We start from the raw sequence: 24,183 nt of genomic DNA on the forward strand, positions 1-24,183 counted from the left end.
GTGATCGACCTAAAGCTCGTGGGCGTACGGTCCCCAGGTGTCGCCCAGTATGAAACCTTTTGGGAAAGGATCGGTTGGGTCCAGCCCAATCTGCGACACCCCATAAATCCACGCGCTGCCGGTGATGTTGGGCAGAACAGCCGGATCGCCGCTTGATAGCGTTTTCGCGCCTTTGTGCTCGACCCGGAATTCCGACCCGATAATCGAACGTGTGACAAGGACATCGCCAGATTTGACCTCTCCCTTTGCGTCCATCACTGCCGACTGCGCTGAACTGCCGGTCCCGCATGGAGAACGATCCAGCCGCCCCTGCTTCATGGCCGTGCAGGTGCGAATGGCCTCATCCTCTTCACGTTGGCGGAACATCACGTAAGCCAAGTTATTCAGATCCGGGTTTTCAGGGTGTCGCACAGCCACGTGCTGTTCGAATTGGGTTTTCAGGTAAGTTCCGGCATCGACAAGCTGAGTTGCGTTGTCAGGATCAATCCGAAAGCCCAGCTGTTCCACATCCACCAGCGCGTAAAAGACACCGCCAAAAGCGATATCTGCGGACACACGGCCAAAGCGTTCTGTGTCGATGGCGACGTCGAGATCCTGAACAAAGGCGGGCGTCATATCCAGCGCGACTTTTTCGCAACGACCATCAAGGCATGTGGCGTTCGCCGTCACCAGACCGGCCGGGGTGTCAAGCCGCACAATTTTCTGCCCCTCCTGCATCGGCAGAATGCCGGTCTCTAGAAGAACAGTAGTGACGCAGATCGCGTTGGATCCGGACATCGGATGTGCCCTGTCGGCCTGAAGGACGATCAAACCCGCATCTGCATCGGGCCGCAGTGGCGGCATCAGCAAATTGACGGACATAGGCGCAGACCCTCGTGGCTCCGTCGTCAACAAGCGGCGCAGGCTGTCATCGGTATTATTGATATAGTTCATCCGAGCCAGCATCGTCGCGCCCGGAATCTCTAGCACTTGCGATGTCACAACCTTCCCGATCTCGCCTCCGCAGTGCGCATCAACAATCTGAAGTGTCTTTTTCCATTTCATTGTTCATGTCCCTCTGAAGCGCGATAGAAAAGGGTAACGGGTCGATTTCTGATGTGTTGCCAAGCACACGATCACAAATCAAGCATCGCGGATACAAGGACCAACGTCACGTGCAACTATTCATGGCCAATTATGGAAAGCGTTACGGTTTGCGGTTTTGCAAGGAAACTAACCGCTAAGCTGGATCAGATGAGCAGCCTTTGCTCTTCTTCCCAGCGCTAGAAATGGCTGACAACGGACAGTTAAACACTCGAAAGAAGCAGGCTTGTTTCACTGTTCGACACTCCGTCGATCATGCGAACTTCGCGCAAAACCCGATCAAAATCGTGCAACCTGGCAACCCTGACTTCCGCAACCAGATCCCAATTGCCGTTTGTCGTGTGCAACGTGAAGAGTTCGGGCATTCCACGCAGCGCCCGAATGACCTGACTGGTGGATTTTCCGATGACTTCGATCATCATGATCGCACGGATATAGTCTTCTTCATAATCTTCGCGAACGCGGGCCGTGAACCCCAGAAGCGCGCCCGTCTCCAGTAATCGGTCCATCCTGCTTTGAACCGTGGCCCGTGTCACACCAAGCACGTCCGCAAGCTTTGATACCGGTGCTCGACCGTCGCGACGAAGCAAAGAGATGAGTTTGCGGTCGAGGTCATCGTAGATGTGCTTGCTATGGCTTTGCTTTGTCATGTTTAGCTTTCTGCACAAAATTGCTTAGCATTTCGCTTAGTCGAGGGGGATAATTTTAAGCAATTAGCTCATTTATTCAAAATTTCTTACAGAAGATAATGAAGAAAACCAAGATTCGAAAGCGCACCCATGACCAAACCGTCCCCATCCGAACTCGCATATGTTCCTTTCGTCAGCGTCGAAAACATGATGCGCCTTGTGCACAGCATCGGACTTGAGGCCATGCTGGAAGGAATTGCGTCTTACATTGAGGACGATTTCCGCCGTTGGGAAAAATTTGACAAAACCCCGCGCGTGGCCAGCCATTCGGAAGTTGGTGTGATCGAATTGATGCCGACTTCGGATGGCGAAGCGTATGGCTTCAAATACGTCAATGGCCATCCGAAAAACACCAAGGAAGGTCTGCAAACCGTCACCGCCTTCGGTCTGCTTGCGGATGTCTATACAGGTTATCCGGTTCTGCTGACCGAGATGACGATTCTGACGGCGCTGCGTACCGCTGCAACATCTGCTATGGTTGCCAAGCATTTGGCCCCCAAGGGCGCGCGCTGCATGGCGATGATCGGGAACGGCGCCCAGTCCGAATTCCAGGCCACCGCGATGAAAGTGCTCTGCGGTATCGACACTCTGCGCCTCTATGACGTCGACAGCAAGGCGACCGAGAAACTGGTCCGCAACCTTGAAGGGCGCGGGTTCAACATTAAGGCTTGCGAAACACCTGAAGACGCTATCGAGGGCGCTCAGGTCATCACCACCTGTACGGCTGACAAGCAAAACGCAACAATTCTGACCGACAACATGGTTGGCGCCGGTGTGCACATCAACGCCATCGGTGGCGACTGCCCCGGCAAAACCGAGTTGCACAAGGACATATTGCTGCGCTCAGACGTTTTTGTGGAATATCCGCCGCAAACACGTGTTGAGGGTGAGATTCAACAGATGCCAGAAGATTTTGGTGTGACAGAAATGTGGGAAGTCATCACCGGCGCCAAGCAAGGCCGGACCAGCGATCGTCAGATCACTCTGTTCGACGGTGTCGGCTTTGCGATCGAGGATTTCTCGGCCCTACGTTTCATCCGTGACCGCGTCAAAGATACGAAATTCTATCAAGACCTAGACATGTTGGCTGACCCGGACGATCCCCGCGATCTGTTCGGCATGTTGCTGCGCGCCAAGTAACGGGCTGTTTGAAAGTTCACCAAATGGAAAAGCCCAGCATTCAAGCCCCTTCTTCTGTGGTCATGATCCGTCCGCATCATTTTTCGGTGAATACGGAAACCGGCGACAACGTGTTCCAGGCAAGCCTGCCTGCAAGCAACAATATCGCCAAGCAGGCATATGACGAGGCAACACGGTCGGCGGAAATCCTGCGCCAGCACGGTGTACTTGTTCATGTATTCGAGGGAGACGACAACCGCACCCCAGACTGCGTTTTCCCCAACAACTGGTTTTCGACCCATGCTGGTGGGCATGTCGCTATCTATCCGATGATGGCGCCGAACCGACGTCTGGAGCGTCGAACCGACGTGATCGAATTGCTCAAGCAAAAGTACCGAGTGCAGGATATCATCGATTACTCGGGGCTTGAGCAGGACAATCTGTTCCTTGAAGGTACCGGCGCCATGGTCATCGATCATGCCGACCGTGTTGCCTATGCCGTTGAATCTGATCGAACAAGCCCGATCCTGTTGGAGCGTTTCTGCACTCACTTCAACTATGAGCCGATGGCGTTCGCCGCAACAGATGCACAGGGTGTGGCAGTGTATCACACAAACGTTCTTATGTGCATCGGTACGGACTATGCACTGATCGGTGCAAGCATGATCACTGACGAAAACCGCCGCAAAGAAATCGTCGAGCGTCTCGGGCAACCCGGCCGTGACGTGATCGAACTCAGCCATGACCAGATCGAAGCCTTCGCTGGTAACGCGATTGAACTTCAGGGCAGAAACGGTCGAATTCTTGCTCTGTCGCAAACAGCTTTTGATGCGTTGATGGAAGATCAGAAAACAATCATCGAAAAAAGCGCGGAACTCGTACCGCTTCCCATCCCGACAATCGAAATGGCCGGCGGTTCGGTGCGCTGCACTATCGCAGGAATCCATTTGGCACGCCGGTGAATCCGACGTGCTTTTCGCCTTTGGCCTCAGAGAATTTCTGTGCCTGCGGACCCGCCAAACCCGTTTCGGTCGCGCCCTACAAAAAGTTTTCGATCTTGGCCAGTGTTGCCTTGCTGACCGCGACGCCCGTTGTGCGGGCGGCCAACCGTTTGGCCCCGCGACCATCTCCGGGCAGATGAGCGCCTTCTTGTGAACGGATCGCCTCTACCAGAGCTGAAACGCCGTTTTCAAATCCACCAGAGGCCGTCGCATCAGGATCAATCGCTATGAACAATTGGCCTGTTTTGGGTGGACCACCCACCGTTCCGGAAAATGGTGACGCGTTAATCCCCAATGTGGCACCGGTCAGCGCTGCGGCCAAAAGTTCGACGGTCAAAGCAACGCCAACGCCCTTGTACCCGCCTGACGGTGCCATCGACCCTTTCAAACCAATTTCCGGGTCGGTTGTGGGATTACCCTCTGCATCCAGCGCCCACCCGACAGGGATCGGCTTGCCTTCGCGGGCATGTTTCATGACCTCGCTTTTGGCAATGGTGCTGGCGCTTTGGTCGATCAAAAGGGTGGGATCGCCATCGACACCGGGCGCTGCGATGGAAAAGGGATTGGTACCAACCACGGGCTTCGATCCCCCGGAAGGTGCAATCGAGGCTGGGGCATTGGTAAATCCCAGACCCACCAGCCCAGCCTGGGCCAGCCGATAGGTGTGGTAGCCCAAAACGCCACAGTTATAGCTGTTTTTGATGGCCAGCACCGATACACCCTGTTCTCGAGCCGCCGGGATCAGGGCCTCGAACCCTGCGTCGATAGCCGAATGCGCAAAGCCGGTTGCAGCGTCAACCGCCACCACGCCGGGTTTGGGGCGCGACAGAACCGGAACCGCCTTCCCATCGACCTTGCCGCATTGCACATGCTCGCAATAAATCGGGATATAGGCCAGCCCGTGACTTGCAACGCCATCGGCTTCGGTTGCCGCCGTGGCCTGCGCCAGCGGGCGGGCATTTTCTTCGGATGTCCCTGCGGCAACCAGCGCGCGGAAGGACAGGTCTTCGATCTCAGCAAGGGTCAGGGTTTGTGTATCGGTCACTTTGGCATCTCTTCAATCATTGTCAGAAAGCCCGGACCCTGCACCCAGCAGGCGGGATTCTTCGGTTGCGGGGGCATAGGTGCGGTGGGCAAAGCGGTTCAGTACGCACCAATCCTGTGGGTCAGGACAAGCGCGCGCATTTTGTTTACGAGGGGTAGTAAGCGCCCCCCCATTTGTAACCACAACTTTGTGGACCGTGTCGGGCAAACTGTCCGGGGCCACAAGCCGTTCCCCGTCCGTCATCATTTGCGCACCGTCGATCTCGATCGTCAGCACCTCTTTCAAAAGGCGTGCTGCATGGCACGCAAACGGCAGCAACAAAGCGGGCGCTGCGACATTCCGCATCTCGACCGGGCCCGTTTTCAACAAGTGGGCGGCATCAGACAACAAAGGCCCCGCGGATAATGGACACAACGCTCTTTCACTCAGCCAGAGACGATCAATCTGCCCAGGACGATGCGCCGCCGAGTCCGAGGCCAGCCCCTGCTCCAACAGCCCTGCCAAAACCCCGGCCCCGTCCATTCCCTGCGCGCACAGCCAGCGGGCCGCCTTCGACGCCTCCTCGGCCTGCCCCCAGGAATAGCCCGCGCCACGTGTCGCGCGTTTGGCGGTCGCTTCCATCTCGTTAAGTGAAAAATTCATGTTGGTTCCTGCGGGTAGACCCAGAGATCCGCGTTTTCTGAAGTAAGCTCTTCCGGATACGGCGCACCGGAATACATGCAGATACGAACCCACCGATCCGAGCGGGGGTCAAAATGGGTCGCGCCAAAGAAAGAAAGCTTTGCCCGAAGCATGTCGATGGGCAGCACCTTAGACCCAATCGTGTTGTCCCGGATTTCGCCGTAAGGCGCGGAGGTGGTCATTTGAATACGCCGGATCGTATGGCGATGTTCCGGGTGGTGCAGCAGGAATTCGGCCACGGGTTTGGTGTCATCCCAACCCTGCAGCGCGTCATAGACAGCCGCTGCATCCCGCGCCGGGGCCAGAGGTTGTTCATAGTCTGAAATGGGTTCATCGAACCGTTCGCCCATGCGGGGTTCCAGCTTTTCCTCCGACACGTACCAGGCCCGGGCGCAGTTCTCGCGGGCTTCCCAATCCAGGTCTAAAGCCCAGGCGTATGTTTCCCGGATCAGGTCGCAGACCTTCCCGATGAGCATGGTCCCATCGATCACAAACGCCTGCGTGCAGCTGTCTGCCATGCAAGAGGTCAGCCCATCCACAAGATCGCCATAAGGCTCCAGGATCAACGACGCCAGAAACTCCTGACCTTCCTCGCTAAGCTTGGTTTCTGACCAGCTCATCACCCGATTCCAAGGTCTACTCCCCCTCAGGTCGTTGTGGCGCAAGTACTCGGCAATCAAATGCAGGTCCGCGTTTAGTTCTTCAAGTTTACCAATCTGGATAGGATGCTCGGACCGCCACCACGACATCGACAACTGGCTGCGTTCAAAGACATCCCGGAACTGAGAGATCTCAGTCGTGCTGGCCACTTCCACAGACCGAACCCGTGCTATCGCCTCCTCCCGCACCATGATCCAGTTGTTGAACAGAACCGGGTGGTTGACGATGAAGGGCGCCATGCCAAGTCCGGTAGAGTTACCAATTCCAAGCCAGCGGGCAATCTCGGGGTCCAAAGTCGCGGCCTGGCCGCAGCCTTTGACATTTGCCATATGCTGCACCAGATCACGCACAAACGTCCGGGTCAGGAAGACCGAAAGCATCTCAACCTGAAATGGGGCCTGAGTCTCGGACCGGTCTGCAACTTTCTCCCGATCTGCCGCGCCAAATTTGCCCGAGCCATAGACAGCAGTCGTACGCATCAAGTACCCGACCTGATAGATCTGCTCCACATCCGGCTGATGCCCTGCGGCCAGAGCCTCCACAACATGATCCCAAAGGCGAACCGAGCGATTGGCGCGGGACAAGGACAACTCGCTCTCGCTCACCCGTCCAGCCTCTTGCAGAGGTACGTTTTGAGAAAGGCGTTCGATATCAGCCCCGGTCGGGATACCGTCGAACAAGGCAAAAGTGGCATCCCACGCATCGGCAATCACGCGGTCCGAGCGTTGTTCCGGTGGTAGGTCATGTGCAAAGGCAACTAGAGAGTACGCCCGGTCCGGCCCTTGAGCGGTATAGACCGCCCGACCGACGCCATTGGTGTCAATGTCGAAGACAGGCCGCGTGAATGACCAGTTTTCACTGGCCATTCGGCGGGTCAACTGCCGCATGAAACTCAGCCGACACTGATGCAACGACCCCAGCCGCGACAGCCGCATAACGGTGGCCGGGTCGCGCCTTTCAATCTGTGTCTGCGCTTGAGTGTCCATCCGACTACCCCTGAGCACCGAAGTTCTCAGCAAAGAACCTATACCAGTTTCCGCCCATGATACCGGCCACTTCTTCATCGTTCAGACCGGTCGCACGCAATCCCTCTTCAAGGTTTCCAAAATCCCGATTGTCCCGAAACCAGGACGGCATCGGGGGGAATCCGGGGTTACTTGCCGACCCCTCGCCATAGTCGATCTGCTTCGACCAACGGCCAACCCGCATCCATTCGACGACACTGTCGGGCTGATCCTGACACAGATCCGTGCCGATCCCGAGATGTTTCGCTCCGTATCGCTCAGCTGTCCGCGCAATCATCTCGCAGAAGCTTTCAAGGGTGCAGCCCGACTTGTCTTTCAAGTGATGAGGATAGACCGAAAATCCCAGCATCCCACCGTTTTCAGTCACCGCTCGGATTACCGTGTCACGCTTGTTGCGCAGGGCGGGGGCCCAATCAAACGGGTTTGCGTGGGTAATCGCAATCGGACGCTCGGACAGCTCGGCCGCCTCGATGGTGGAACGGTCGGCTGAATGGCTCATGTCAACAACAAGCCCGACCCGGTTCATCTCTTTGATCACCTGACGCCCCATGCGGGTGATCCCGGTGTCTTCGGCTTCGTAACATCCCGTCGCCAATAGCGATTGATTGTTATAGGTCAGCTGCATGAACCGCGCGCCCAGCGTATGGACGATTTCGACCAACCCAATGTCATCTTCGATGGGCGATGGGTTCTGAAACCCAAAGAACACCGCCGTGCGCCCTGTTGCCCGAGCGGTGTCGATATCGCTGGCCCACAGCCCTTTCATGATCAGATCCGGGTATTGTTCGAACCAGCGGTTCCACTTTTCAAAGTTCAGAACAGTTTCGCGGAAATTCTCGTGATAGGCGATGGTGACGTGGATCGCGTCCACGCCTCCTTCGCGCAATTGCCGAAAAGTCTTCTCGGACCAATTGGCGTATTGCAGACCATCTATCCGCATCACATTGGCTTTCCTGCGCTGATATATGCGGTTTTGACCGTAGTATAGAACTCGGCCGCGGCCTTGCCCTGTTCACGTGGGCCGTAAGAACTGTCGCCGCGTCCGCCAAAAGGCACGTGATAGTCGGTGCCCGCCGTCGGCAGGTTCACCGTCACTACCCCGGTGCGCGCGTTGCGCCGGAAATGCGTGGCGCGGGCCAGGCTTTGCGTGACGATGCCCGAGGTCAAACCGAAATTGGTGTCATTCACGGTTGCGAGCGCTTCATCATAGCTGCCAACCTTAATCACCGAGGTCAGCGGCGCGAACATCTCTTCCCGGTTGATACGCATGTCGTTGGTCGTGTTCAGGAACACGCCGGGGCTCATGTAGTACCCATCATGCGGCATTTCCAAACGCTGCCCGCCACAGGCCAGTTCCGCCCCTTCGGATTTGCCCAGATCGACATAAGCCAGATTCTCGGCCAATTGCTGTGCGCTGACGACGGGCCCCATCTGTGTCCCCTCTTCCAGCGCGTGACCGACTTTCATAGCCTGTGCACCAGCCACCAGTTTCTCGACAAATGCGTCATGCACAGCAGCATGAACCACCAGCCGCGACGAGGCGGTGCATTTCTGACCGGTTCCCCCAAACGCACCGCCCAACGCCAACGAAACTGCAAGGTCAAGATCGGCGTCGTCCATCACGGCAAGCGCGTTTTTCGATCCCATCTCCATCTGCACCTTGGTCAGGTTCTGGATGGCCGCCGCTGCAATACCCTTACCCACTGGCACTGACCCTGTGAACGAGATGGCGTTGACCTTGGGGCTTTCCACCAGCCGTTGTCCAATGGACCGACCCGAACCCATGACAAGGCTGAACAAGCCCTTGGGAATGTCTTGACGGTTGATGATCTCGGCCAGGGCCACGGCAGAGGCAGGCGTGATGTTGGCCGGTTTCCAGACCACTGCATTGCCGTAACACAGCGCCGGGGCAATCTTCCACGAGGCTGTTGCGGTCGGGAAATTCCACGGGCTGATGACAGCGACAACCCCAACCGCCTCGCGGCGCACGTCAATCTCGATGTCAGGACGCACGGAATCCGCGTTCTCTCCAATCTGGCGCAGGCATTCAGCGGCATAGTAGGTGAAGAACTGCCCAGCGCGATAGACCTCGCCCTTCCCTTCTGCAAGCGGCTTGCCCTCTTCCCGGCTGAGCAAATTGCCCAGTTCTTCGGCGCGGGTCATCAGCTCATTGCCAATGCTCATCAACACGGCCTGCTTGCGTTCAAGCCCATAGGCTGCCCATTCGGCTTGCGCGACGCGCGCTTGATCCAGCGTTGCCTCCAGCTGATCCGCGCTGGCTTGCGCGAAATGGCCAACCAGGTCGCTCAGGTCCGAAGGATTACGGTTTTCAATCTCGCTTTCGCCGGCAAGCCATTCGCCAGCAATCAGGTTCAGGTTGGTCACGGTTTGCCCCAAGATAAAAGAAGTTGAGGCTAGAATGGACTTCTTACGCAATATCAGTCAAATTCAATTAAATTAACTAAACTTCAGGATTTCTGAAACGTGACACTTAAAATCGAAATGCTGCGTTGTTTTTGCACCGTCGCGCAAACGGGAAACTTGTCCGAAGCGGCGGATCGATTAGGGCGAACCCAATCCGCCGTCTCGATGACCCTGAAGCAATTTGAAGATCATTTGGGGAAAAAGTTGTTTGTTGGGGAAAGAAAGAACCAATTGTCAGTCTTGGGCGAGCAGGTGTTTGAGATGTCCCTCAAACAGGTTCGCCAGTTCGACCAGACAGTGCAATCCATCGAAACCGCCGCCCATGCAGCCAATGGGTTGATCCGAATAGCATCCGTCCCTTCTGTCGCCGCTTTGGTTTTCCCATCTGTGCTTGAAAACATGACGCGTCGTTTTCCCGGTGCAAAGATCGAGCTCAGGGACGCCGATACGCGGCAAGTGCTGGATGCGCTTGCAGATGGCAAAGCCGATATTGGAATTGCGTCCGGCTTTCATCCTGTGAAAGGTGTGAAAGCGCATCCTTTGTTTGAAGATCAGTTCGGACTGGTGTGCGCGGCTGATCATCCCCTGATGACTAAGCCCGAGCGCCCAACCGTGGAAGATGTAGTAACCACCTCGTTCGTGCGAAATACTCTGTGTGACCTCATTGAGACGCCAGAGTTTGTAAATGCGCTCGACGACGTCGATGTCACTATCCACAATACACAATCACTCATAACGATGGTGGGAACCGGCAAGTGGATCACACTTCTTCCTCAGACCATCGCTCGCATAATCCCCGAGAACGTCACATTCAGGGATTTACCCGATCTACCCGACAGACGGCAGGTTTACCTGTACGTAAAGGAGAGTTCCCGCTTCGACGGTCTGATAGACGCCTGCAGCGCGTTTATCTTGAACCTGAAACTGACCTGAAAGTCATAAACCCAGGATTTCAATCCCGACGACAATGACAGCCGCGCGCCCATATACGGACCTTGGTCGCTCAGCTGCCAATCTTGGGTCAGCTGTCAACCAACACCCTTGGGAGGCGTGGCGCAATGATCCAACGCCGACCAATAACGCAAAGCCGTTGGATCCAAAGGCTATTCAGCTCCCACTCTACGATTGTATCTACTGAACACATAATGCCCAGTCGGCATGTCTGACCTGAAATCAGCCGCGCGACCCGGTATTGCGCGATAAAACTGGCATAACCCCGGCTCGATGTCTTCGGCTATTTCTTCGCAACGCTGACATATACGCTCAATGCTGGCCTGAGCCTCTCGCGCCGCCAACGCCGAAGACAACTCGCCATGCAAAGCAAGGAGATTCTGGAACGCATCAGTTTCCCGCACTGAGCGGTCTCCTACCAGAATAAAGACGGGCTCGGGAAAAGCTTTGCCTTTCAGGTCGACGTGGCCAGCCTCCAATAAGGCCAGATCAGACTGACCTGCTTGGTGAACTGCGCTTGAGACAACAATGTCATAGTCCACGGTGCGACAGCATTGCTCGATCCGCGCCGAAACATTCACCACATCACCAATAACTGTGTAGTTGAACCGTTTTTGTGACCCGATGTTCCCGACACAAGCCTGCCCTGTGGCAATTCCGGTTGCCAGTGCGATGGGTTGTCGGTCTTGCATAATGTCGGATGCGTTGAACTCCGCCAGGGCACTTCTCATCCTGAGCGCAGCAAGCGCCGCACGGCATGGGTGATCCGCAACGGGCAAAGGTGCGTTCCAGAAAGCCATGACCGCGTCACCGATAAATTTGTCGATTGTCCCCCGCTCATACAGAATCTGATCCCCAATCTTGGAAAACAGCGCATTCAAAAGCGAAACAAGCTCTGTTGCCGACGCAGACTCGGACAAAGCCGTAAACCCACGGATATCCGAGAACATCACGGTGATTTCCTGAATCTCGCCTCCCAGTTTCAGTTGGTGGCCCGTATGCTCCATTTCATCCAAGATTTCCGGTGCAACGTAGTGCGAAAAAACTTTTCGGATCTCACGCTTTTCTCGCTCGGTCGATATGAACAAGTATCCAGCCAAAAGACCGAAATTTGCGATTCCGCCAATCAAGGGAAACGTTGCATCAAACAGTACCGACTGATTTTGAAAAACCAGCCAACTGATGGCAAGAACAGCTGCTGCGGCAACACCACCGGCAATAAAGGATGCTACGGCGCCAAAGCTGGACATGACCGCGATCACGACAAGCCCAAGAAGCGCAAAGGCTAGCAATTCCTGCGCCGAAGTCACGTCAGACCGGCTGAGCATTTCCTGGGTCAGGACTTGCTCGATCATCTGTGCGTGAATGGAAACGCCGGGAACGCTTTCACCCAGCGCCGTTTGATGAATATCGAATAAACCGGCGGCAGAGGTTCCAACAAGTATGATGCGCCCTTCGATTTCGGCACGCAATAACGGGTCGGCAGAACCGGTCATGACCTCACCTGCCGAAATGTAAAGATCGGGAGTGTCCCGCCTGTACTTCAGCCAAAGCTCGCCATTCTCGGTCGTTGGCACCTGGTATCCGCCGACCTCAACAGCCAGCATGATGCCCTCTTCATCCATTGAGCCTTCGGCAAAGATATTGGTTTCTCCCAGTGCGACCCTCAGAGATTCGACGGCCAAACCTGGCATTGGCCCATCCGGCCCGTTCCAAAGAACCGGTACGCGGCGCACAATTCCGGTCCCGCCGATAGGAGAGACATTGACCCCACCTATACCCGCGGCGGTGCGATCCAAAGGCGGTGCAATTGGCGTCCAATGAGGAACCGAGATCAGACCCGCAGTCGGATTTTCACCAAACTCGACGATACCGGCTTTGGAGGTGACATTCTTGCCTTCTTCAGACAACCGTGCGGCCGCGCCCAAAACCACTGGCCAATAGGCGATTTCCATCCCAAGCAATATATCATTGTCCAATCTCTTGGCATGGTGTTCCACGGTCAGAATTCCCGCCAGGGACGGATCATTCAGAAGGCGCGATGGTGAATACCTGTCAGGCTCGGCAAACAGCATATCGAATGCGATGGCTGCGGCACCGTATTCGCCCAGGTTTTGAACCAGCTGAGCCACGAGGGTGCGCGGCCACGGCCATTGCCCCCAATTGGCAAGTGCATCTTCATCTATATCCACGACGCGTATGGGAAGGTCGGGATTGAACTCGCGAGGGGATAATCTTTGAAGAACGTCGAAATAGACAAGACGCGTCATTCGTACGGGGTAAGGATCCAATACCCGGATAAAACAGCCCACGAGGATCAGGACCAATCCCACAAGGCGAAAAGCCCATCGTCCATTCTTGGTTTTTCGTGTTTTTTCGCTCAATCTATCCTCCGGAAAAGAGGAACAAGCCCTTGTTAATCAAATACGTTTATCGAGAGCCCCTCTTCAGACCCTTCTCGATCCGGCTCGTCAGGCTCTGGTTCATCATGCTCAGGCTCATCATGCTCTGGTTCTTCTCTTTCCGGCTCCTCTTGTTCTGGTTCTTCTCTTTCCGGTTCAGCCTGCTCTGTAGGTGACGGACTACCTGAAGGTGACGGGCTTGACGAAGGGCTCACATTCACGGTTTCGGTTGACACTTGCCGCTGAGGAGCGGCTGCGCGGGGTTCTGATCTGTTGGGTTTGACACGCCGCACAGGTGCAGCTTCACCGGCGCAACCTTCCACTCTTACCTGCAATGGGGGCAACAAACTCTCTTGCGATTGGATAAAAGGAAATCCACTTTTCAGCGCTTGTTCGTATTGCGCCTGATCAGCAGGGCGTCCGACAGTTCCACGCCCGCTTGTTGCGTACATACTGCACTGGCGTCCTGAAGACCTACACGAGCCTTTCTGACCGCACATTCGAACCGTACCCTGCAAGACAAGCATGGCACTTTGTTGGTCTGACACAATCCACATGTCGAACGTTGTGCCGCGCACCGCCATCGTTGCGGATGGTGTCCTGATCGAATAGGCCCGCTTTCGGCTTTTGCCGGAAATGAACCGAAAGCTGCCGCCCAGAGCCTGAACAGCAAAGCTCTTGGCTTTGCGGTTGCCACGCAACAGGGTCACATCCAACACCATACGAGCGTTGGGTCCAATTGCGATCTTGGTTTCATCCACAAAGACGATTTGGATCAAACCCGTCCGGTCCGTCGAAATAGTATCCCCTGACGCGACCTCCATCCCTGAATATACGGGCTGTGCTTTTCCCCCTCGAATAAGCTGTGCACCTTGTTCCGCGCTGATGACTTTCCCAATATTAGCAATCGTCTGCGACGGTATGATCACGACGACGAAAAGAATCAAAACAATCTTTAACCACGACAAAATCGAGCCCCTTCCCCCTTTGGGTCCTGATGCGTGCGGATCGCACTGTGCTCGACACTTGCCTCACAATAAGCTTGTTTGCAGCTTTATTGACTCACTAAAAATATATACAAATATTCATTATTTTTAGCGCTCTTAGCAAGTTTTATGTGCAAATCGCGTTCTAGTTGTCGGTTGGTGGCGCCGTACATCCTTTTGATCGGGTAAGCATTTCTGCCTGCCGTCGTGCACCTATTTGCGACTTGACCCCCAGTTTAGTGAAGGGCGGGTTTGATGTTCCCCAGAACAGTTGAAATTCCGTCTTGGCTCCGTATCTCTTACCCTGTGGAAACACATATCAACTGGCGCTGACGATCCTTTTACTCCTCGAACCTTCGTTACCCTTTACTTGGCGCACAACTAAGACAACAAACAAAAGAGTCAGTTGATGGTCGCTGCCTGATACACTGAACGCAGCAAAACGGAGTAAGCACATGTTTTTTCGTCGCCTTATTGTCGCGGCATTGTTTTGCGGCAGTCTGCCCTCCATGGCGTTCGCGCAATCTGACACCGAACCGCCAGGCAATCTAATCGTTGAGTTGAACGCAATACAGGATGTCTCCGGATCGTGCAGGTTGACGTTCTTGGTCAAAAATGAAACCGAGCATTCGATAGATGGCGCAGTTTTTGAAACTGTCGTTTTTGATGCTGAGGGTGGTGTAATAAGCCTTTCTCTATTCGATTTCCGTGAATTACCGGCAAGCAGACCTCGTGTCCGCCAATTCGACCTGCCTAACAGAGCGTGTGACACAGTCGGGCAAGCGTTGATCAATGGCACGAACTCATGCGTGGTGGCCGGTTCTGAAAGCGAGATATGCGAAAAGGCCCTGACGCTCAGCAGCCGGGTAGACATGGAGCTTTTGGGATGAACCCGTTGAACGCACTTCGTGAAATTTTTACACTTGGTGGGCCGGTTGTCGCGATCTTGATCGCGATGTCCGTCCTGACACTGGCTGTCACTCTTTACAAACTCTGGCAGTTTGCCGCCTGCGGTGTCGGGCGGCACAAGGTTCTGTCCCAGGCACTTGCGGCCTGGGACGCAGGCGACCGGGCTGCAGCGCGTGAACGGCTGGCTGACAGCAGCAGCTACCTTGCCCCCATTGTCCGCGCCGCGATGGATGCATCCGACCTTCCCGGGGCCGACGACCGGTTGGATGCCGAGGCCGGTCTGGTTCTTGCCGGGCTGGAACGCGGTTTCCGCCTGCTGGACACCGTGGCGCAACTTGCACCTCTGTTGGGTCTTTTCGGCACGGTTCTGGGCATGATCAGCGCCTTTCAAAGTCTGCAAACTGCGGGGTCATCGGTAGATCCGTCGGTTCTGGCGGGCGGGATCTGGGTCGCCCTTATAACCACCGCCGTAGGGTTGGCCGTTGCGATGCCAACTTCGATGGTTTTGTCCTGGCTTGAAAGCCGCACAGCGCGCGAGCGTGTCTTTGCGGACAAGGCATTGCGCACGGTTCTGGTCCCGGGTCCCTCGATTGACAGCGCAACAGGGGCCACAGCGGTTTCCGTTGTACCGGAACATGCGTAACACCGCGCCATTTGTCCGGCGGCGCATGTCGATGACGCCCCTGATCGACGTGATCTTTCTGCTGTTGCTGTTTTTCATGTTGTCTTCGACTTTTTCGAGATTCAGCGAGATTGAACTCAGCAGCGTGACCACGGGCAGAGAAAGCGAGGCCGAGCCAACCGAACGTTTTTTCGTCCAACTCGGAGCCACGCGCGTGGTCCTGAACGGTCAACCCATATCGCTTGAGGACATGGCGGATCAGGCCCTAACTGGTCAGGTTCTGGTCAACCTTGATCCTGACACGTCTGCACAACGCCTTGTGGACCTTCTTGTTCGATTGCGCGGGCGCGAAGGTTTGACAGTACGGGTGTTGGAGTAAGACTATGATCCGTCACATCCGAACCAGCCGAAACCGCGACTCGACCATTCCACTGATCAATGTCGTTTTCCTGATACTGGTCTTTTTCCTGATCGCGGGCACAATAGCGCCACCACTGGACCCCGACTTGGATTTGGTGAACACCGCTGATCTTGAAGGTCGCGAACCACCGGATGCACTTGTCCTGCATCAGGACGGGGCATTGAGCTTTCGTGGCAGGCCGATAGATGCCGAAACCTTCATGGCAAATCATGACACTGGGCCTGTTCGGATCATTCCGGACAGGAACGCGTCCGCGCCGCGATTGATGGAGATCACCAGCAGTCTGCGACGGTTAGGGGCGGCTTCGGTATTTCTGGTGACCGAGCAGGCGCTCGAATGATCAGGCGGTCTTTATTCGTCGCATTCCTTGCGATTTCGATTTCAGTTCTGGCTCATTTCCTCGGCCTAAGTATGACGGTACCAAGCTTGTCAAACCCGCGTCCAAGTGAAAGCCGCACGGACTCAGTCGAGTTGAGCAACAGCTTCGAAGAGTTTGCTGATACCGCGATTGAACCAGTTCAGCCAAAACCGGCTGAGGCCCCGCTCCCTCCTGAAGAACCACCGATCGAGCCACAAGAGGCCGAGATCCCCACAAGCGACGCCCGTGTTGCGTCACCCGACCCGCAACAGACATATGCGCCGGACACCGGCTCTTCGACGATCATTCAGCCGAGGGCACCCGACGAGGCAGTCACTGAACCTGTGGACCAGAGCGCGGACGACACGGGTGAAGATGCCGAAGGTCAAACCGCGGCGTCCGATCCCGTCACCGAAACGCCAGAGGCTCCGCCGAGCGAAGAGGTCGATCCGGTCGAACCTTCATCTGCCGAAGAACCGGTGTCCGAGGAACAGCTTGCCGCACTTCCGCCCGAGCTGTCTCCGGTCGTCCCGGAAGACATTCAAACTCAAGAACCCGTCACACCAGATGCGGCCCCGGAATCTTCAGAAGAAGATGCGGTGCTGCCCGCACCTGAAACAGAGACCAGCGAGTCCGAGCAGGCCGTGGTCTCGTCGCTGCGGCCCCGCCCGCCGAACCGCGATCCACAAGCGGCACTTCCCAGAGCACTTGACCGGTTCAACAATTTTGACAACCTGCGCTTTCCAGAGCAGACAATCGAGTCGCCCCTCACCGCTTATCGAAGAGAAGGTGTGGACGTCTTCCGGCAAAACAGGGGCAGCACCCGTTCCGGGGGGCGCGGGCCGGGCAACTCGGATTCAACGAACTATGCTGGCCAGGTTCTGGTTCACTTGAACCGCGCGCCACTCGTCTATGTCGCGGCTCGCGGCTATGCGCGCGTGTTCTTTGAGATCAGCCCCGACGGCAGTTTGGCATGGGTAGATGTAGTTGAAAGTTCCGGCTCGCCAGATATAGAACGCGCCGCCAAGGAACAGGTCCGGACCGCTGCCCCCTTTCCCCGCCCTCCAGGCGGTGTCAGCCGAAAACTGTCCTTCTATTACCAGATCAGGTGATCCGACGGCTGTGTCAGAAGTGCTCGCTCACTCAAGAGCTAAATCTGGGCGTATCACGTCTGTGCGGGTGAAACAGCGCGTTGATAGAGATGCCATGTGGTGTGACCAAGGATCGGCAGTGTGAAGATCAGGCCCAGAAATGCCGGTATCAGCGACACCAGCATGGTGAAGGAGATGATCGCCGCCCAACTGAGCATGACCACCGGGTTTTCTGTGACGACACGAACAGAGGTGAGCATGGCAGAAACGAAATTGGTTTCCCGATCAAGCAGCATGGGCATGGCAATAACAGTCACCGAGAACAGCGCAGCCGACAAAAATGCGCCGACGCAGGTACCAACAGCAAGAAAGGTCCAGCCCTGAGGTGTAAAGAAAACCGTGTTGAGAAACCCCTCAAAATTCGAAAAGGACGCGTTCTGCAGGATGATCGCCAGCCAAAGTCGAATTTGGTAAACCCAAACCCAGAAAATGAACAGGGTGACAAAAGCCATCCAGCCCATTTCGCGCTTTCGCTGATCGGCCATGACGGTGAGGATTTCAGACCAACCGAAACTCTCGCCGGTTTGTAACCGGCGACTCATCTCATAAAGCCCGGCGGCGGCAAATGGCGCAACCAGCGGAAAGCCCACTATGGCAGGGATAATCATCCAGATCTTTCCCAGCCACACCAGGGCCCAAACCAACAGAAATCCAAAGACCGCATAGAACAGCCCGAAAAAGCTGCTCATGATGGGGCGTGCCAGAAAGTCCGAAAAACCGGCTTTCAGCGATGCGGTGATATCCCCCGCAGTCAGCTTATTGACCTTGGGCATCGCCTGCTGAGGCGTCGTGTTGTCTGGTTGTGTTGACCTTTCGGGCTTGGACGTCATGACGCACTCCTCCCAAAGCATGGCATCAGGCTGATTTGGTGGTGAACCAGAAGCCCTTTTTCCGCGATAATTCTGCATCAGACACGCTTCATCGGCAAGGGAGGAGTATTGTGGCTCTCTTAACTGTCCATTGCATTCTGGCCGCCGGACTACGTCACCGCGAAAAAACCAGGCAGCTCGCGAGGCTGACTGAGCCCCGTCATCGTTTGTGCTCGGCTGAAAATACTCTTCTTATGAAGGGTGACGCAGGATGATCCGGTTGGATTCTGAAGAAGCCATTCGATTGCACCCACCCGCTTCAGGTCCACAACATACGACCGAATTTGTTGCAAAGCTTTGGGCCAGATCTTAGCGAGGAAATGGCCCGCATCGGCAAACATTTGAGGGTCTGCCATTGACCTCATTCATAGCGGCGAGAAAGCCGTAGGACGTTATCCTCCCCGCCGCGTTTTTCTATCTTCACTCGGGTGTCTCTTGCCGTGATCAAAAGGAGATCACGGCTGAGTTTGGGTTCAACCGCGTTTACTAAGCGACGACGTTGAACTCTGTCCCGTAAGGATAACCGGTAATGTTCTCGTTGCCATCTTCAGTGATCACCAGAACGTCGCGTTCGCGATAGCCCTCTGCCGCTGGCTGGCCTGCGGCATGGGTTGGCGCACTGCCCGAGTAATCAAGGGGTCACACTCAAACGCTATGGCCTGAGACGAAGAGCGCCCCATGCGCACCCACCGCAGAACAATACCCAGCGACGACCCCTCGCGGCCCGGTCGCACTTCGACAGTGAGGTATCAAAAACCGTGTGAAGAAACTAATGGGCTTTTCAGCTATGTCACTTGAGCGTTGCCATCAGGTTATGAAACTTTTCACCCTGAACTGCCACGTGATCGCGCAGCGCATTTGCCGTTTCCTCAGGGTTGCCACTGTCCAGCGCGCGCACGATGTTCTCATGCTCGGACATTGACTGATCCATACGGCCCCGAAACCTAAGCTGTTGTCGGCGGAAGGGTTTGAGCCGTCTGTGCAACTTTGACGCTTCTTGCTCTAGAAACGAGTTGCCGGATTGGTTGTATATGATTTTGTGGAAACGTTCGTTTTCGAGGTAATATGTGTCCGGATCAACTGCATCGACGGCCTCCTGACATCTCGCGTTGGCGTCAGTTAGGTCTTTCATTGCTTCATCAGAAATACGCAACGCGGCAAGCCGACCGCAAGCGGCTTCGAGCTCGGCCATGACTTCGAACATCTCCATCAGTTCTACGGGACCAGGCTGTCTGACAAAGGCACCGCGACGCGGGATCAGGTCAACCAACCCCGACAAGGCAAGCCTCTGAAATGCTTCTCGAAGTGGTGTTCTGGATACTCCGAATTGCTCTGACAGTTTGACTTCATCCAGACGTTCTCCATCCGAAAAGGTACCGTCGAAGATCAACTCTTCAAGGTCCTGAGCGATGGTATCGGCAAGTCTTTGGTCCATAGGATTAGGTTTTACTCACGAATGGGTGAGAACTCAAGATTTCAAATCTTGTATACAAAAATGTTGACTTAAAAAACATACTACCCGTATGCTTCTGGTTATCCCCGGCAAGCCCGGGTTGAAAAAGGGAGGAAAAAAATGAAAGCCATGTTCAAAACAGCCGTCGCTGCTTTGGCGCTTGCATCCGTGGGCACGTTGGGTTCCGCGGAAGAACTGCGCCTGTCGCATCAGTGGTCGAACAAAGACATCCGACATCAGGTCGCCCAGATCGTTGCGGATGAGGTTGCCGCAGCAGATGTCGATCTGGAGATCAAGATTTTCGGATCGAAATCACTGTTCAAACCGCGCGAGCAGTACAAGCCGCTCAGCCGTGGCCAGCTGGACATGACCGTTCTGCCGCTTAGCTATGCCGGTGGACAGCAGCCTGCTTATAACCTGACTCTGATGCCGGGTCTGGTGAAGAACCATGACCATGCGGCTCGTTTGGCCGCCTCTCCTTTCATGGAAGCGCTGGAAGAAAAGATGGCCGAGGACGATGTGATGGTTCTGGTCCACGGTTATCTGGCCGGTGGTTTTGCCGGTAAGGACAAATGCATTACCAATCCCAAAGACATAGCGGGCCTGCAAACCCGCGCGGCGGGCAAGTCGTTCGAACAGATGCTGGCTGGTGCTGACGCATCAATCGCGTCGATGGCATCGTCAGAAATCTACAACGCCATGCAGACCGGCGTTCTGCAAGCCGCCAACACGTCGTCGTCTTCCTTCGTCAGCTACCGCATCTACGAGCAGGTTGCCTGCTACACTCCTGCGGGCGAAGTGGCGTTGTGGTTCATGTACCAGCCGTTGCTGATGAACAAGTCCACCTTTGATGGCCTGAACGAAGAACAGCAGGCCGCCCTGCTGGCTGCCTCGGAAAAAGCAGAGGCCTTCTATCTGGAAGAAGCCAAGAAACAGGATGCCAACTCGGCCAAGGTCTTTAAAGAAGCCGGCGTCGAAATCGCGGAAATGAGCCCGGAAGATTTCGAAGCATGGCGCACACTGGCGCAAGAGACATCCTACAAAGCCTTTGTAGAAGAGGTTCCTGATGGTCAGGACCTGCTGAACAAGGCGCTGGCGGTCGAGTGACCCCCACTTCCGGGCGGCGTTGCCGTCGCCCGGAACCTGCTTTATCTCATCTGAACTTCTCTGATCTTCAGACTTAATTGCATCTCAATCACAGGAGGCGCAAATGGCTGGCCACAGCTCTGCCGTTGCTTCCCACACCGGGAACAATCCCTTCCTTCGCTTTGTCGCAGCACTGTCAACTCTGGCGGGTTGGTGTTCGGCAGGCATGATCGTCGCAGCCGTCGCCATCACCTGTCAGATGATCATCGTGCGCTTTGTCCTGAATGGCTCGACCATCTGGCAGACCGAAGCGGTTATCTATCTTGTCATCGCCGCCACACTGGTTGGTCTGCCTTATGTGCAGCGTCTGCGCGGGCACGTGAATGTCGACCTGATCCCAATCTCGCTGGCCCCGCGCGCACGGTTCTTTATGGCGATCCTGACCTCGGTCCTGTCTATCGCCATCATCTCGGTCATGCTGTTCTACGGCTATGAATACTGGCACTTCGCGTGGGAGCGTGGCTGGAAATCCGACACTGTCTGGGGTGTTCGCCTGTGGATTCCCTACCTGTCCATCCCCGTCGGCTTTGGACTGCTGCTGTTGCAACTGATTGCTGACCTCGTCGCCGTCCTGCTTGGCATCGATAAACCCTTCGGACTGGAGTAAAGTCGATGGACCCTCTTCTGCTCGGCGCTGTAGTCGCCATTGCCACCATTCTCGTTCTGTTCTCAGGCGTATCGGTCGCTATCGGCCTGCTGATCGTCTCGGCCGGGTTCCTGATCATCTTCGACGGCCCCCGGTCGCTGGAACTGATGCCGGAAATCCTTTTCGGTAAGCTCGACAACTTCGCCCTGCTCTCGATCCCGATGTTTATCATCATGGGATCCTCCATCGCCTCAACGCGGGCCGGAGCGGACTTGTATGAAGCACTTGAACGCTGGCTGACCCGTGTTCCGGGCGGTCTCGTTGTCTCGAACCTTGGTGCCTGCGCCCTGTTCGCCGCCATGTCCGGTTCGTCGCCCGCAACCTGTGCCGCGATCGGCAAGATGGGCATCCCCGAGATGCGCAAGCGCGGCTATCCCGACGGTGTTGCTGCTGGTTCGATCGCTGCAGGCGGTACGCTGGGCATCCTGATCCCGCCGTCGGTCACCATGATCGTCTACGGTATCGCCACCGAGACATCGATTGGTCGCCTGTTCCTGGCCGGTGTGATCCCAGGCCTGATGCTGGTCAGTCTGTTCATGGCCTGGTCGCTGTATTCCACATGGAAATCGGGTGACGCGACCCGACTGGGTTCCGGGAGCTATACATGGGCCGAGCGGTTCGAGATCCTGCCACGCGTGTTGCCCTTCCTCGGCATCATTCTGGGCGTGCTCTATGCCATGTATGGCGGTATCGCTACGCCGTCGGAAACCGCAGCCGTGGGCGCCTTGCTCTGCCTGCTGATCGCGATGATCATCTACAAGCTGTGGAACCCAAAGGACATCTGGGTTGTGCTGCGCGACAGCACCAAAGAAAGCGTGATGATCCTGTTTATCATCGCCGCCGCCGGTGTGTTTTCGTACATGCTCAGCTCGCTGTTCATCACGCAATCGATTGCCGAATGGATCGGTACGCTGGATGTGAACCGCTGGATTCTGATGGGTGCGGTCAACGTGTTCCTGCTGATCGCCGGCTTCTTTCTGCCCCCCGTTGCGGTGATCCTGATGGCAGCACCGATCCTGCTGCCGATCATCACTACCGCTGGCTTCGACCCGATCTGGTTCGCGGTTGTGCTGACCATCAATATGGAGATTGGCCTGATCTCACCCCCTGTCGGCCTGAACCTCTATGTGATCAACGGCATCGCGCCCGACATTTCGCTGAAAACCATCCTGACAGGCTCTCTCCCCTTTGTGGCTTGCATGGTGATTGCGATTGTCTTGCTGTGCCTGTTCCCCGGTCTGGCCACATGGCTGCCTGATATGGTGATGGGAGCGGCGATATGACCCTGCTGGCGGATCTTCTGTCCACCGTGTTCGAGCGGCGCTACCGCCGCGGCGCGGCGGGCGCGGCCCTGGATGGCCGCCCGCTGACTGAACTGGCCGGCGCGCTGGTTGGGTCCGCCGGGGAAACCTCGGGGCTGGCTCTGGCCGAGGAAATACTGACCCGGTTCGACGCGCTGGCGGATGACGAAAAGCTGGAGTTCTTCCGCTATCTCGCCACGGCTATGAATATCGACCCCGATGCGGTGCGGTCATCGCTGGACGCATACGAGCGTGACCCCTCGAAAGCGACCTATCGCAGCTTTGCGGCTGCGGTAGAACCAGCCCGGCAGGAAATGATCCGGCGGCTGAACCGCGTACCCGGGGCCACTGGCGCGCTGGTGCAGATGCGCGCCGATCTGCTTCGGCTGGGCGGTAAAGAACCCGAGTTGCAAGCGCTGGATCTGGATTTCCGGCACCTGTTTGCCAGCTGGTTCAACCGAGGATTTCTGGTCCTACGCCCAATCAACTGGGAAAGCCCAGCGCATATTCTGGAAAAGATCATCGCCTACGAGGCAGTGCATGCCATAGACAGCTGGGACGACCTGCGCCGCAGGTTGGAACCCGTAGACCGGCGGTGTTTCGCCTTCTTCCACCCCTCAATGCCCGACGAACCGCTGATCTTCGTCGAAGTCGCACTGAACAGCGGCATTCCGGGATCGGTCCAGGCTCTGCTCGCCGAAGACCGTGACCCGATGCCGGAGGATCAGGCCGACACGGCGGTGTTTTACTCCATTTCCAACTGTCAGGCGGGCCTTGCCAGCATCTCATTCGGAAATTCGTTGATAAAACAGGTAGCTTCGGATCTGGCAGCAGAATTGTCGGGGCTGAAAACCTTCGTCACCCTTTCGCCCATTCCGGGTCTGACCAAATGGCTCTCAGAAAAGGGTTTCAAATGGGATGTCGAACAGCCTGACCAGATGAAGGCGCTGGCGGCACATTATCTGCTGAACGTCAAAAGCAGGGGCAATATGCCGTTCGACCCGGTAGCCCGGTTTCATCTGGGCAATGGCGCGCTGGTCCACGCGGTTCATGCCGATGCCGATATCTCGGAAAAGGGGCGGGCGCAGTCCGGCGGCACCATGGTCAACTATCTGTATGACCTGTCCCGCGTTTCCCAAAACCACGAGCAATTCGCCAATACCCGCGAGGTGATCGCTTCAGCCGAGGCAAAATCCCTCGCTGCGTCCGCCTCTCTCACCATGACACAAGAAAGGTAAACT

The 24,183-nt window shown here is 56.0% G+C and carries 23 protein-coding genes and 1 pseudogene; 12 read left to right on the top strand and 12 right to left on the bottom strand.

The genetic code is table 11. The features are described from left to right. Window positions 1–9 precede the first annotated feature (9 nt). Window positions 10–1,044, bottom strand: a complete 1,035-nt coding sequence (locus tag ALB80_RS12105) for a proline racemase family protein (RefSeq protein ID WP_050604331.1) — start codon at window positions 1,042–1,044, stop codon at window positions 10–12. Window positions 1,045–1,286: 242 nt separating this feature from the next. Then, the gene (locus tag ALB80_RS12110; protein WP_050604332.1) at window positions 1,287–1,733 is read right to left on the bottom strand and encodes an Lrp/AsnC family transcriptional regulator; all 447 of its coding nucleotides are present in this window, start codon (window positions 1,731–1,733) and stop codon (window positions 1,287–1,289) included. Window positions 1,734–1,862: 129 nt separating this feature from the next. Here ALB80_RS12110 and ALB80_RS12115 point away from each other — a divergent pair, with 129 nt between their 5' ends. Both ALB80_RS12115 and ctlX read left to right on the top strand, forming a co-directional pair. Beyond that, window positions 1,863–2,912, top strand: a complete 1,050-nt coding sequence (locus ALB80_RS12115) for an ornithine cyclodeaminase (protein ID WP_050604333.1) — start codon at window positions 1,863–1,865, stop codon at window positions 2,910–2,912. Between the two features lie 23 nt (window positions 2,913–2,935). Then, window positions 2,936–3,853, top strand: a complete 918-nt coding sequence (gene ctlX / locus ALB80_RS12120; RefSeq protein WP_050604334.1) for a citrulline utilization hydrolase CtlX — start codon at window positions 2,936–2,938, stop codon at window positions 3,851–3,853. Window positions 3,854–3,929: 76 nt separating this feature from the next. Here ctlX and ALB80_RS12125 read toward each other — a convergent pair whose 3' ends face one another. The 5 genes from ALB80_RS12125 to ALB80_RS12145 are packed head-to-tail and all read right to left on the bottom strand — an operon-like array spanning window position 3,930 to window position 9,688. Next, entirely contained in the window at window positions 3,930–4,937 is a 1,008-nt protein-coding gene (locus ALB80_RS12125; protein ID WP_050604335.1) for an Ldh family oxidoreductase, read from the bottom strand. A 12-nt stretch (window positions 4,938–4,949) separates the two neighbouring features. After that, entirely contained in the window at window positions 4,950–5,579 is a 630-nt protein-coding gene (locus tag ALB80_RS12130; protein WP_050604336.1) for a DUF3726 domain-containing protein, read from the bottom strand. Next, window positions 5,576–7,264 (bottom strand): hypothetical protein, encoded by a 1,689-nt coding sequence (locus ALB80_RS12135; RefSeq protein WP_050604337.1) that lies wholly within the window; start codon window positions 7,262–7,264, stop codon window positions 5,576–5,578. Before ALB80_RS12135 ends, ALB80_RS12130 begins: the two co-directional genes overlap by 4 nt. 4 nt (window positions 7,265–7,268) lie before the next feature. Next, on the bottom strand, window positions 7,269–8,243 hold the full coding sequence (locus ALB80_RS12140; RefSeq protein ID WP_050604338.1) for a membrane dipeptidase: 975 nt from the start codon (window positions 8,241–8,243) through the stop codon (window positions 7,269–7,271). Continuing rightward, on the bottom strand, window positions 8,243–9,688 hold the full coding sequence (locus tag ALB80_RS12145) for an aldehyde dehydrogenase family protein (protein WP_050604339.1): 1,446 nt from the start codon (window positions 9,686–9,688) through the stop codon (window positions 8,243–8,245). Before ALB80_RS12145 ends, ALB80_RS12140 begins: the two co-directional genes overlap by 1 nt. Before the next feature lie 99 nt (window positions 9,689–9,787). Here ALB80_RS12145 and ALB80_RS12150 point away from each other — a divergent pair, with 99 nt between their 5' ends. Further along, entirely contained in the window at window positions 9,788–10,660 is an 873-nt protein-coding gene (locus ALB80_RS12150) for a LysR family transcriptional regulator (protein WP_050604340.1), read from the top strand. 170 nt (window positions 10,661–10,830) lie between these two features. On the opposite strand, the gene ALB80_RS12155 is transcribed toward ALB80_RS12150, so the two are convergent. Further along, the gene (locus tag ALB80_RS12155; protein ID WP_050604341.1) at window positions 10,831–13,062 is read right to left on the bottom strand and encodes a CHASE2 domain-containing protein; all 2,232 of its coding nucleotides are present in this window, start codon (window positions 13,060–13,062) and stop codon (window positions 10,831–10,833) included. Between the two features lie 32 nt (window positions 13,063–13,094). Continuing rightward, window positions 13,095–14,009 (bottom strand): FecR domain-containing protein, encoded by a 915-nt coding sequence (locus ALB80_RS12160; protein WP_256364022.1) that lies wholly within the window; start codon window positions 14,007–14,009, stop codon window positions 13,095–13,097. Between the two features lie 512 nt (window positions 14,010–14,521). Here ALB80_RS12160 and ALB80_RS12165 point away from each other — a divergent pair. From ALB80_RS12165 to ALB80_RS12185, 5 genes are read left to right on the top strand one after another with little or no spacing between them, the layout of a single operon-like run. Then, a complete protein-coding gene (locus ALB80_RS12165; RefSeq protein WP_050604343.1) occupies window positions 14,522–14,956 on the top strand; it encodes a hypothetical protein in 435 nt (144 codons plus the stop codon). Beyond that, window positions 14,953–15,618, top strand: coding sequence for a MotA/TolQ/ExbB proton channel family protein (locus ALB80_RS12170; protein WP_050604344.1), 666 nt, complete (start codon window positions 14,953–14,955; stop codon window positions 15,616–15,618). The genes ALB80_RS12165 and ALB80_RS12170 overlap by 4 nt, the downstream gene beginning before the upstream one ends. A gap of 31 nt (window positions 15,619–15,649) precedes the next feature. Further along, window positions 15,650–15,976 (top strand): biopolymer transporter ExbD, encoded by a 327-nt coding sequence (locus ALB80_RS12175; protein WP_050604494.1) that lies wholly within the window; start codon window positions 15,650–15,652, stop codon window positions 15,974–15,976. A 4-nt stretch (window positions 15,977–15,980) separates the two neighbouring features. Beyond that, window positions 15,981–16,358, top strand: coding sequence for a biopolymer transporter ExbD (locus tag ALB80_RS12180; RefSeq protein ID WP_050604345.1), 378 nt, complete (start codon window positions 15,981–15,983; stop codon window positions 16,356–16,358). Next, entirely contained in the window at window positions 16,355–17,488 is a 1,134-nt protein-coding gene (locus ALB80_RS12185) for an energy transducer TonB (protein ID WP_050604346.1), read from the top strand. The genes ALB80_RS12180 and ALB80_RS12185 overlap by 4 nt, the downstream gene beginning before the upstream one ends. Before the next feature lie 53 nt (window positions 17,489–17,541). Here ALB80_RS12185 and ALB80_RS12190 read toward each other — a convergent pair whose 3' ends face one another. From ALB80_RS12190 to ALB80_RS12200, 3 genes and pseudogenes are all read right to left on the bottom strand, one after another. Continuing rightward, complete coding sequence (locus ALB80_RS12190) at window positions 17,542–18,357, bottom strand: DUF2189 domain-containing protein (protein ID WP_050604347.1); 816 nt, start codon at window positions 18,355–18,357, stop codon at window positions 17,542–17,544. A gap of 525 nt (window positions 18,358–18,882) precedes the next feature. Next, window positions 18,883–19,008 (bottom strand): annotated as a pseudogene (locus ALB80_RS22665) (creatininase); the annotation flags it as partial. 178 nt (window positions 19,009–19,186) lie between these two features. Then, window positions 19,187–19,831: a GntR family transcriptional regulator gene (locus ALB80_RS12200; protein ID WP_050604349.1), complete on the bottom strand. Its 645-nt coding sequence runs from the start codon at window positions 19,829–19,831 to the stop codon at window positions 19,187–19,189. A 138-nt stretch (window positions 19,832–19,969) separates the two neighbouring features. Between ALB80_RS12200 and dctP the strand changes: the two genes are divergently transcribed. The 4 genes from dctP (at window position 19,970) to ALB80_RS12220 (ending at window position 24,180) form a co-directional block, all read left to right on the top strand. Continuing rightward, window positions 19,970–20,956, top strand: a complete 987-nt coding sequence (dctP, locus tag ALB80_RS12205; RefSeq protein ID WP_050604350.1) for a TRAP transporter substrate-binding protein DctP — start codon at window positions 19,970–19,972, stop codon at window positions 20,954–20,956. A gap of 103 nt (window positions 20,957–21,059) precedes the next feature. Beyond that, window positions 21,060–21,602: a TRAP transporter small permease gene (locus ALB80_RS12210; protein ID WP_050604351.1), complete on the top strand. Its 543-nt coding sequence runs from the start codon at window positions 21,060–21,062 to the stop codon at window positions 21,600–21,602. Window positions 21,603–21,607: 5 nt separating this feature from the next. Next, window positions 21,608–22,924: a TRAP transporter large permease gene (locus ALB80_RS12215; protein WP_050604352.1), complete on the top strand. Its 1,317-nt coding sequence runs from the start codon at window positions 21,608–21,610 to the stop codon at window positions 22,922–22,924. Next, window positions 22,921–24,180 carry a malonyl-CoA decarboxylase gene (locus ALB80_RS12220; RefSeq protein WP_050604353.1) on the top strand — a complete coding sequence of 420 codons (1,260 nt, stop codon included), beginning with the start codon at window positions 22,921–22,923 and terminating at the stop codon, window positions 24,178–24,180. Before ALB80_RS12215 ends, ALB80_RS12220 begins: the two co-directional genes overlap by 4 nt. Window positions 24,181–24,183: the final 3 nt, after the last annotated feature.

The organism is Ruegeria sp. 6PALISEP08 (genome assembly GCF_001238295.1).
In the GTDB taxonomy this organism is placed as follows: domain Bacteria; phylum Pseudomonadota; class Alphaproteobacteria; order Rhodobacterales; family Rhodobacteraceae; genus Ruegeria.

Coding starts and splice junctions, on each gene's coding strand:
- ALB80_RS12105 (WP_050604331.1), bottom strand. CDS start 1,044: ATGAAATGGAAAAAGACACTTCAGATTGTTGATGCGCACTGCGGAGGC.
- ALB80_RS12110 (WP_050604332.1), bottom strand. CDS start 1,733: ATGACAAAGCAAAGCCATAGCAAGCACATCTACGATGACCTCGACCGC.
- ALB80_RS12115 (WP_050604333.1), top strand. CDS start 1,863: ATGACCAAACCGTCCCCATCCGAACTCGCATATGTTCCTTTCGTCAGC.
- ctlX (WP_050604334.1), top strand. CDS start 2,936: ATGGAAAAGCCCAGCATTCAAGCCCCTTCTTCTGTGGTCATGATCCGT.
- ALB80_RS12130 (WP_050604336.1), bottom strand. CDS start 5,579: ATGAATTTTTCACTTAACGAGATGGAAGCGACCGCCAAACGCGCGACA.
- ALB80_RS12135 (WP_050604337.1), bottom strand. CDS start 7,264: ATGGACACTCAAGCGCAGACACAGATTGAAAGGCGCGACCCGGCCACC.
- ALB80_RS12140 (WP_050604338.1), bottom strand. CDS start 8,243: ATGCGGATAGATGGTCTGCAATACGCCAATTGGTCCGAGAAGACTTTT.
- ALB80_RS12165 (WP_050604343.1), top strand. CDS start 14,522: ATGTTTTTTCGTCGCCTTATTGTCGCGGCATTGTTTTGCGGCAGTCTG.
- ALB80_RS12170 (WP_050604344.1), top strand. CDS start 14,953: ATGAACCCGTTGAACGCACTTCGTGAAATTTTTACACTTGGTGGGCCG.
- ALB80_RS12175 (WP_050604494.1), top strand. CDS start 15,650: ATGACGCCCCTGATCGACGTGATCTTTCTGCTGTTGCTGTTTTTCATG.
- ALB80_RS12180 (WP_050604345.1), top strand. CDS start 15,981: ATGATCCGTCACATCCGAACCAGCCGAAACCGCGACTCGACCATTCCA.
- ALB80_RS12185 (WP_050604346.1), top strand. CDS start 16,355: ATGATCAGGCGGTCTTTATTCGTCGCATTCCTTGCGATTTCGATTTCA.
- ALB80_RS12190 (WP_050604347.1), bottom strand. CDS start 18,357: ATGACGTCCAAGCCCGAAAGGTCAACACAACCAGACAACACGACGCCT.
- ALB80_RS12200 (WP_050604349.1), bottom strand. CDS start 19,831: ATGGACCAAAGACTTGCCGATACCATCGCTCAGGACCTTGAAGAGTTG.
- dctP (WP_050604350.1), top strand. CDS start 19,970: ATGAAAGCCATGTTCAAAACAGCCGTCGCTGCTTTGGCGCTTGCATCC.
- ALB80_RS12210 (WP_050604351.1), top strand. CDS start 21,060: ATGGCTGGCCACAGCTCTGCCGTTGCTTCCCACACCGGGAACAATCCC.
- ALB80_RS12215 (WP_050604352.1), top strand. CDS start 21,608: ATGGACCCTCTTCTGCTCGGCGCTGTAGTCGCCATTGCCACCATTCTC.
- ALB80_RS12220 (WP_050604353.1), top strand. CDS start 22,921: ATGACCCTGCTGGCGGATCTTCTGTCCACCGTGTTCGAGCGGCGCTAC.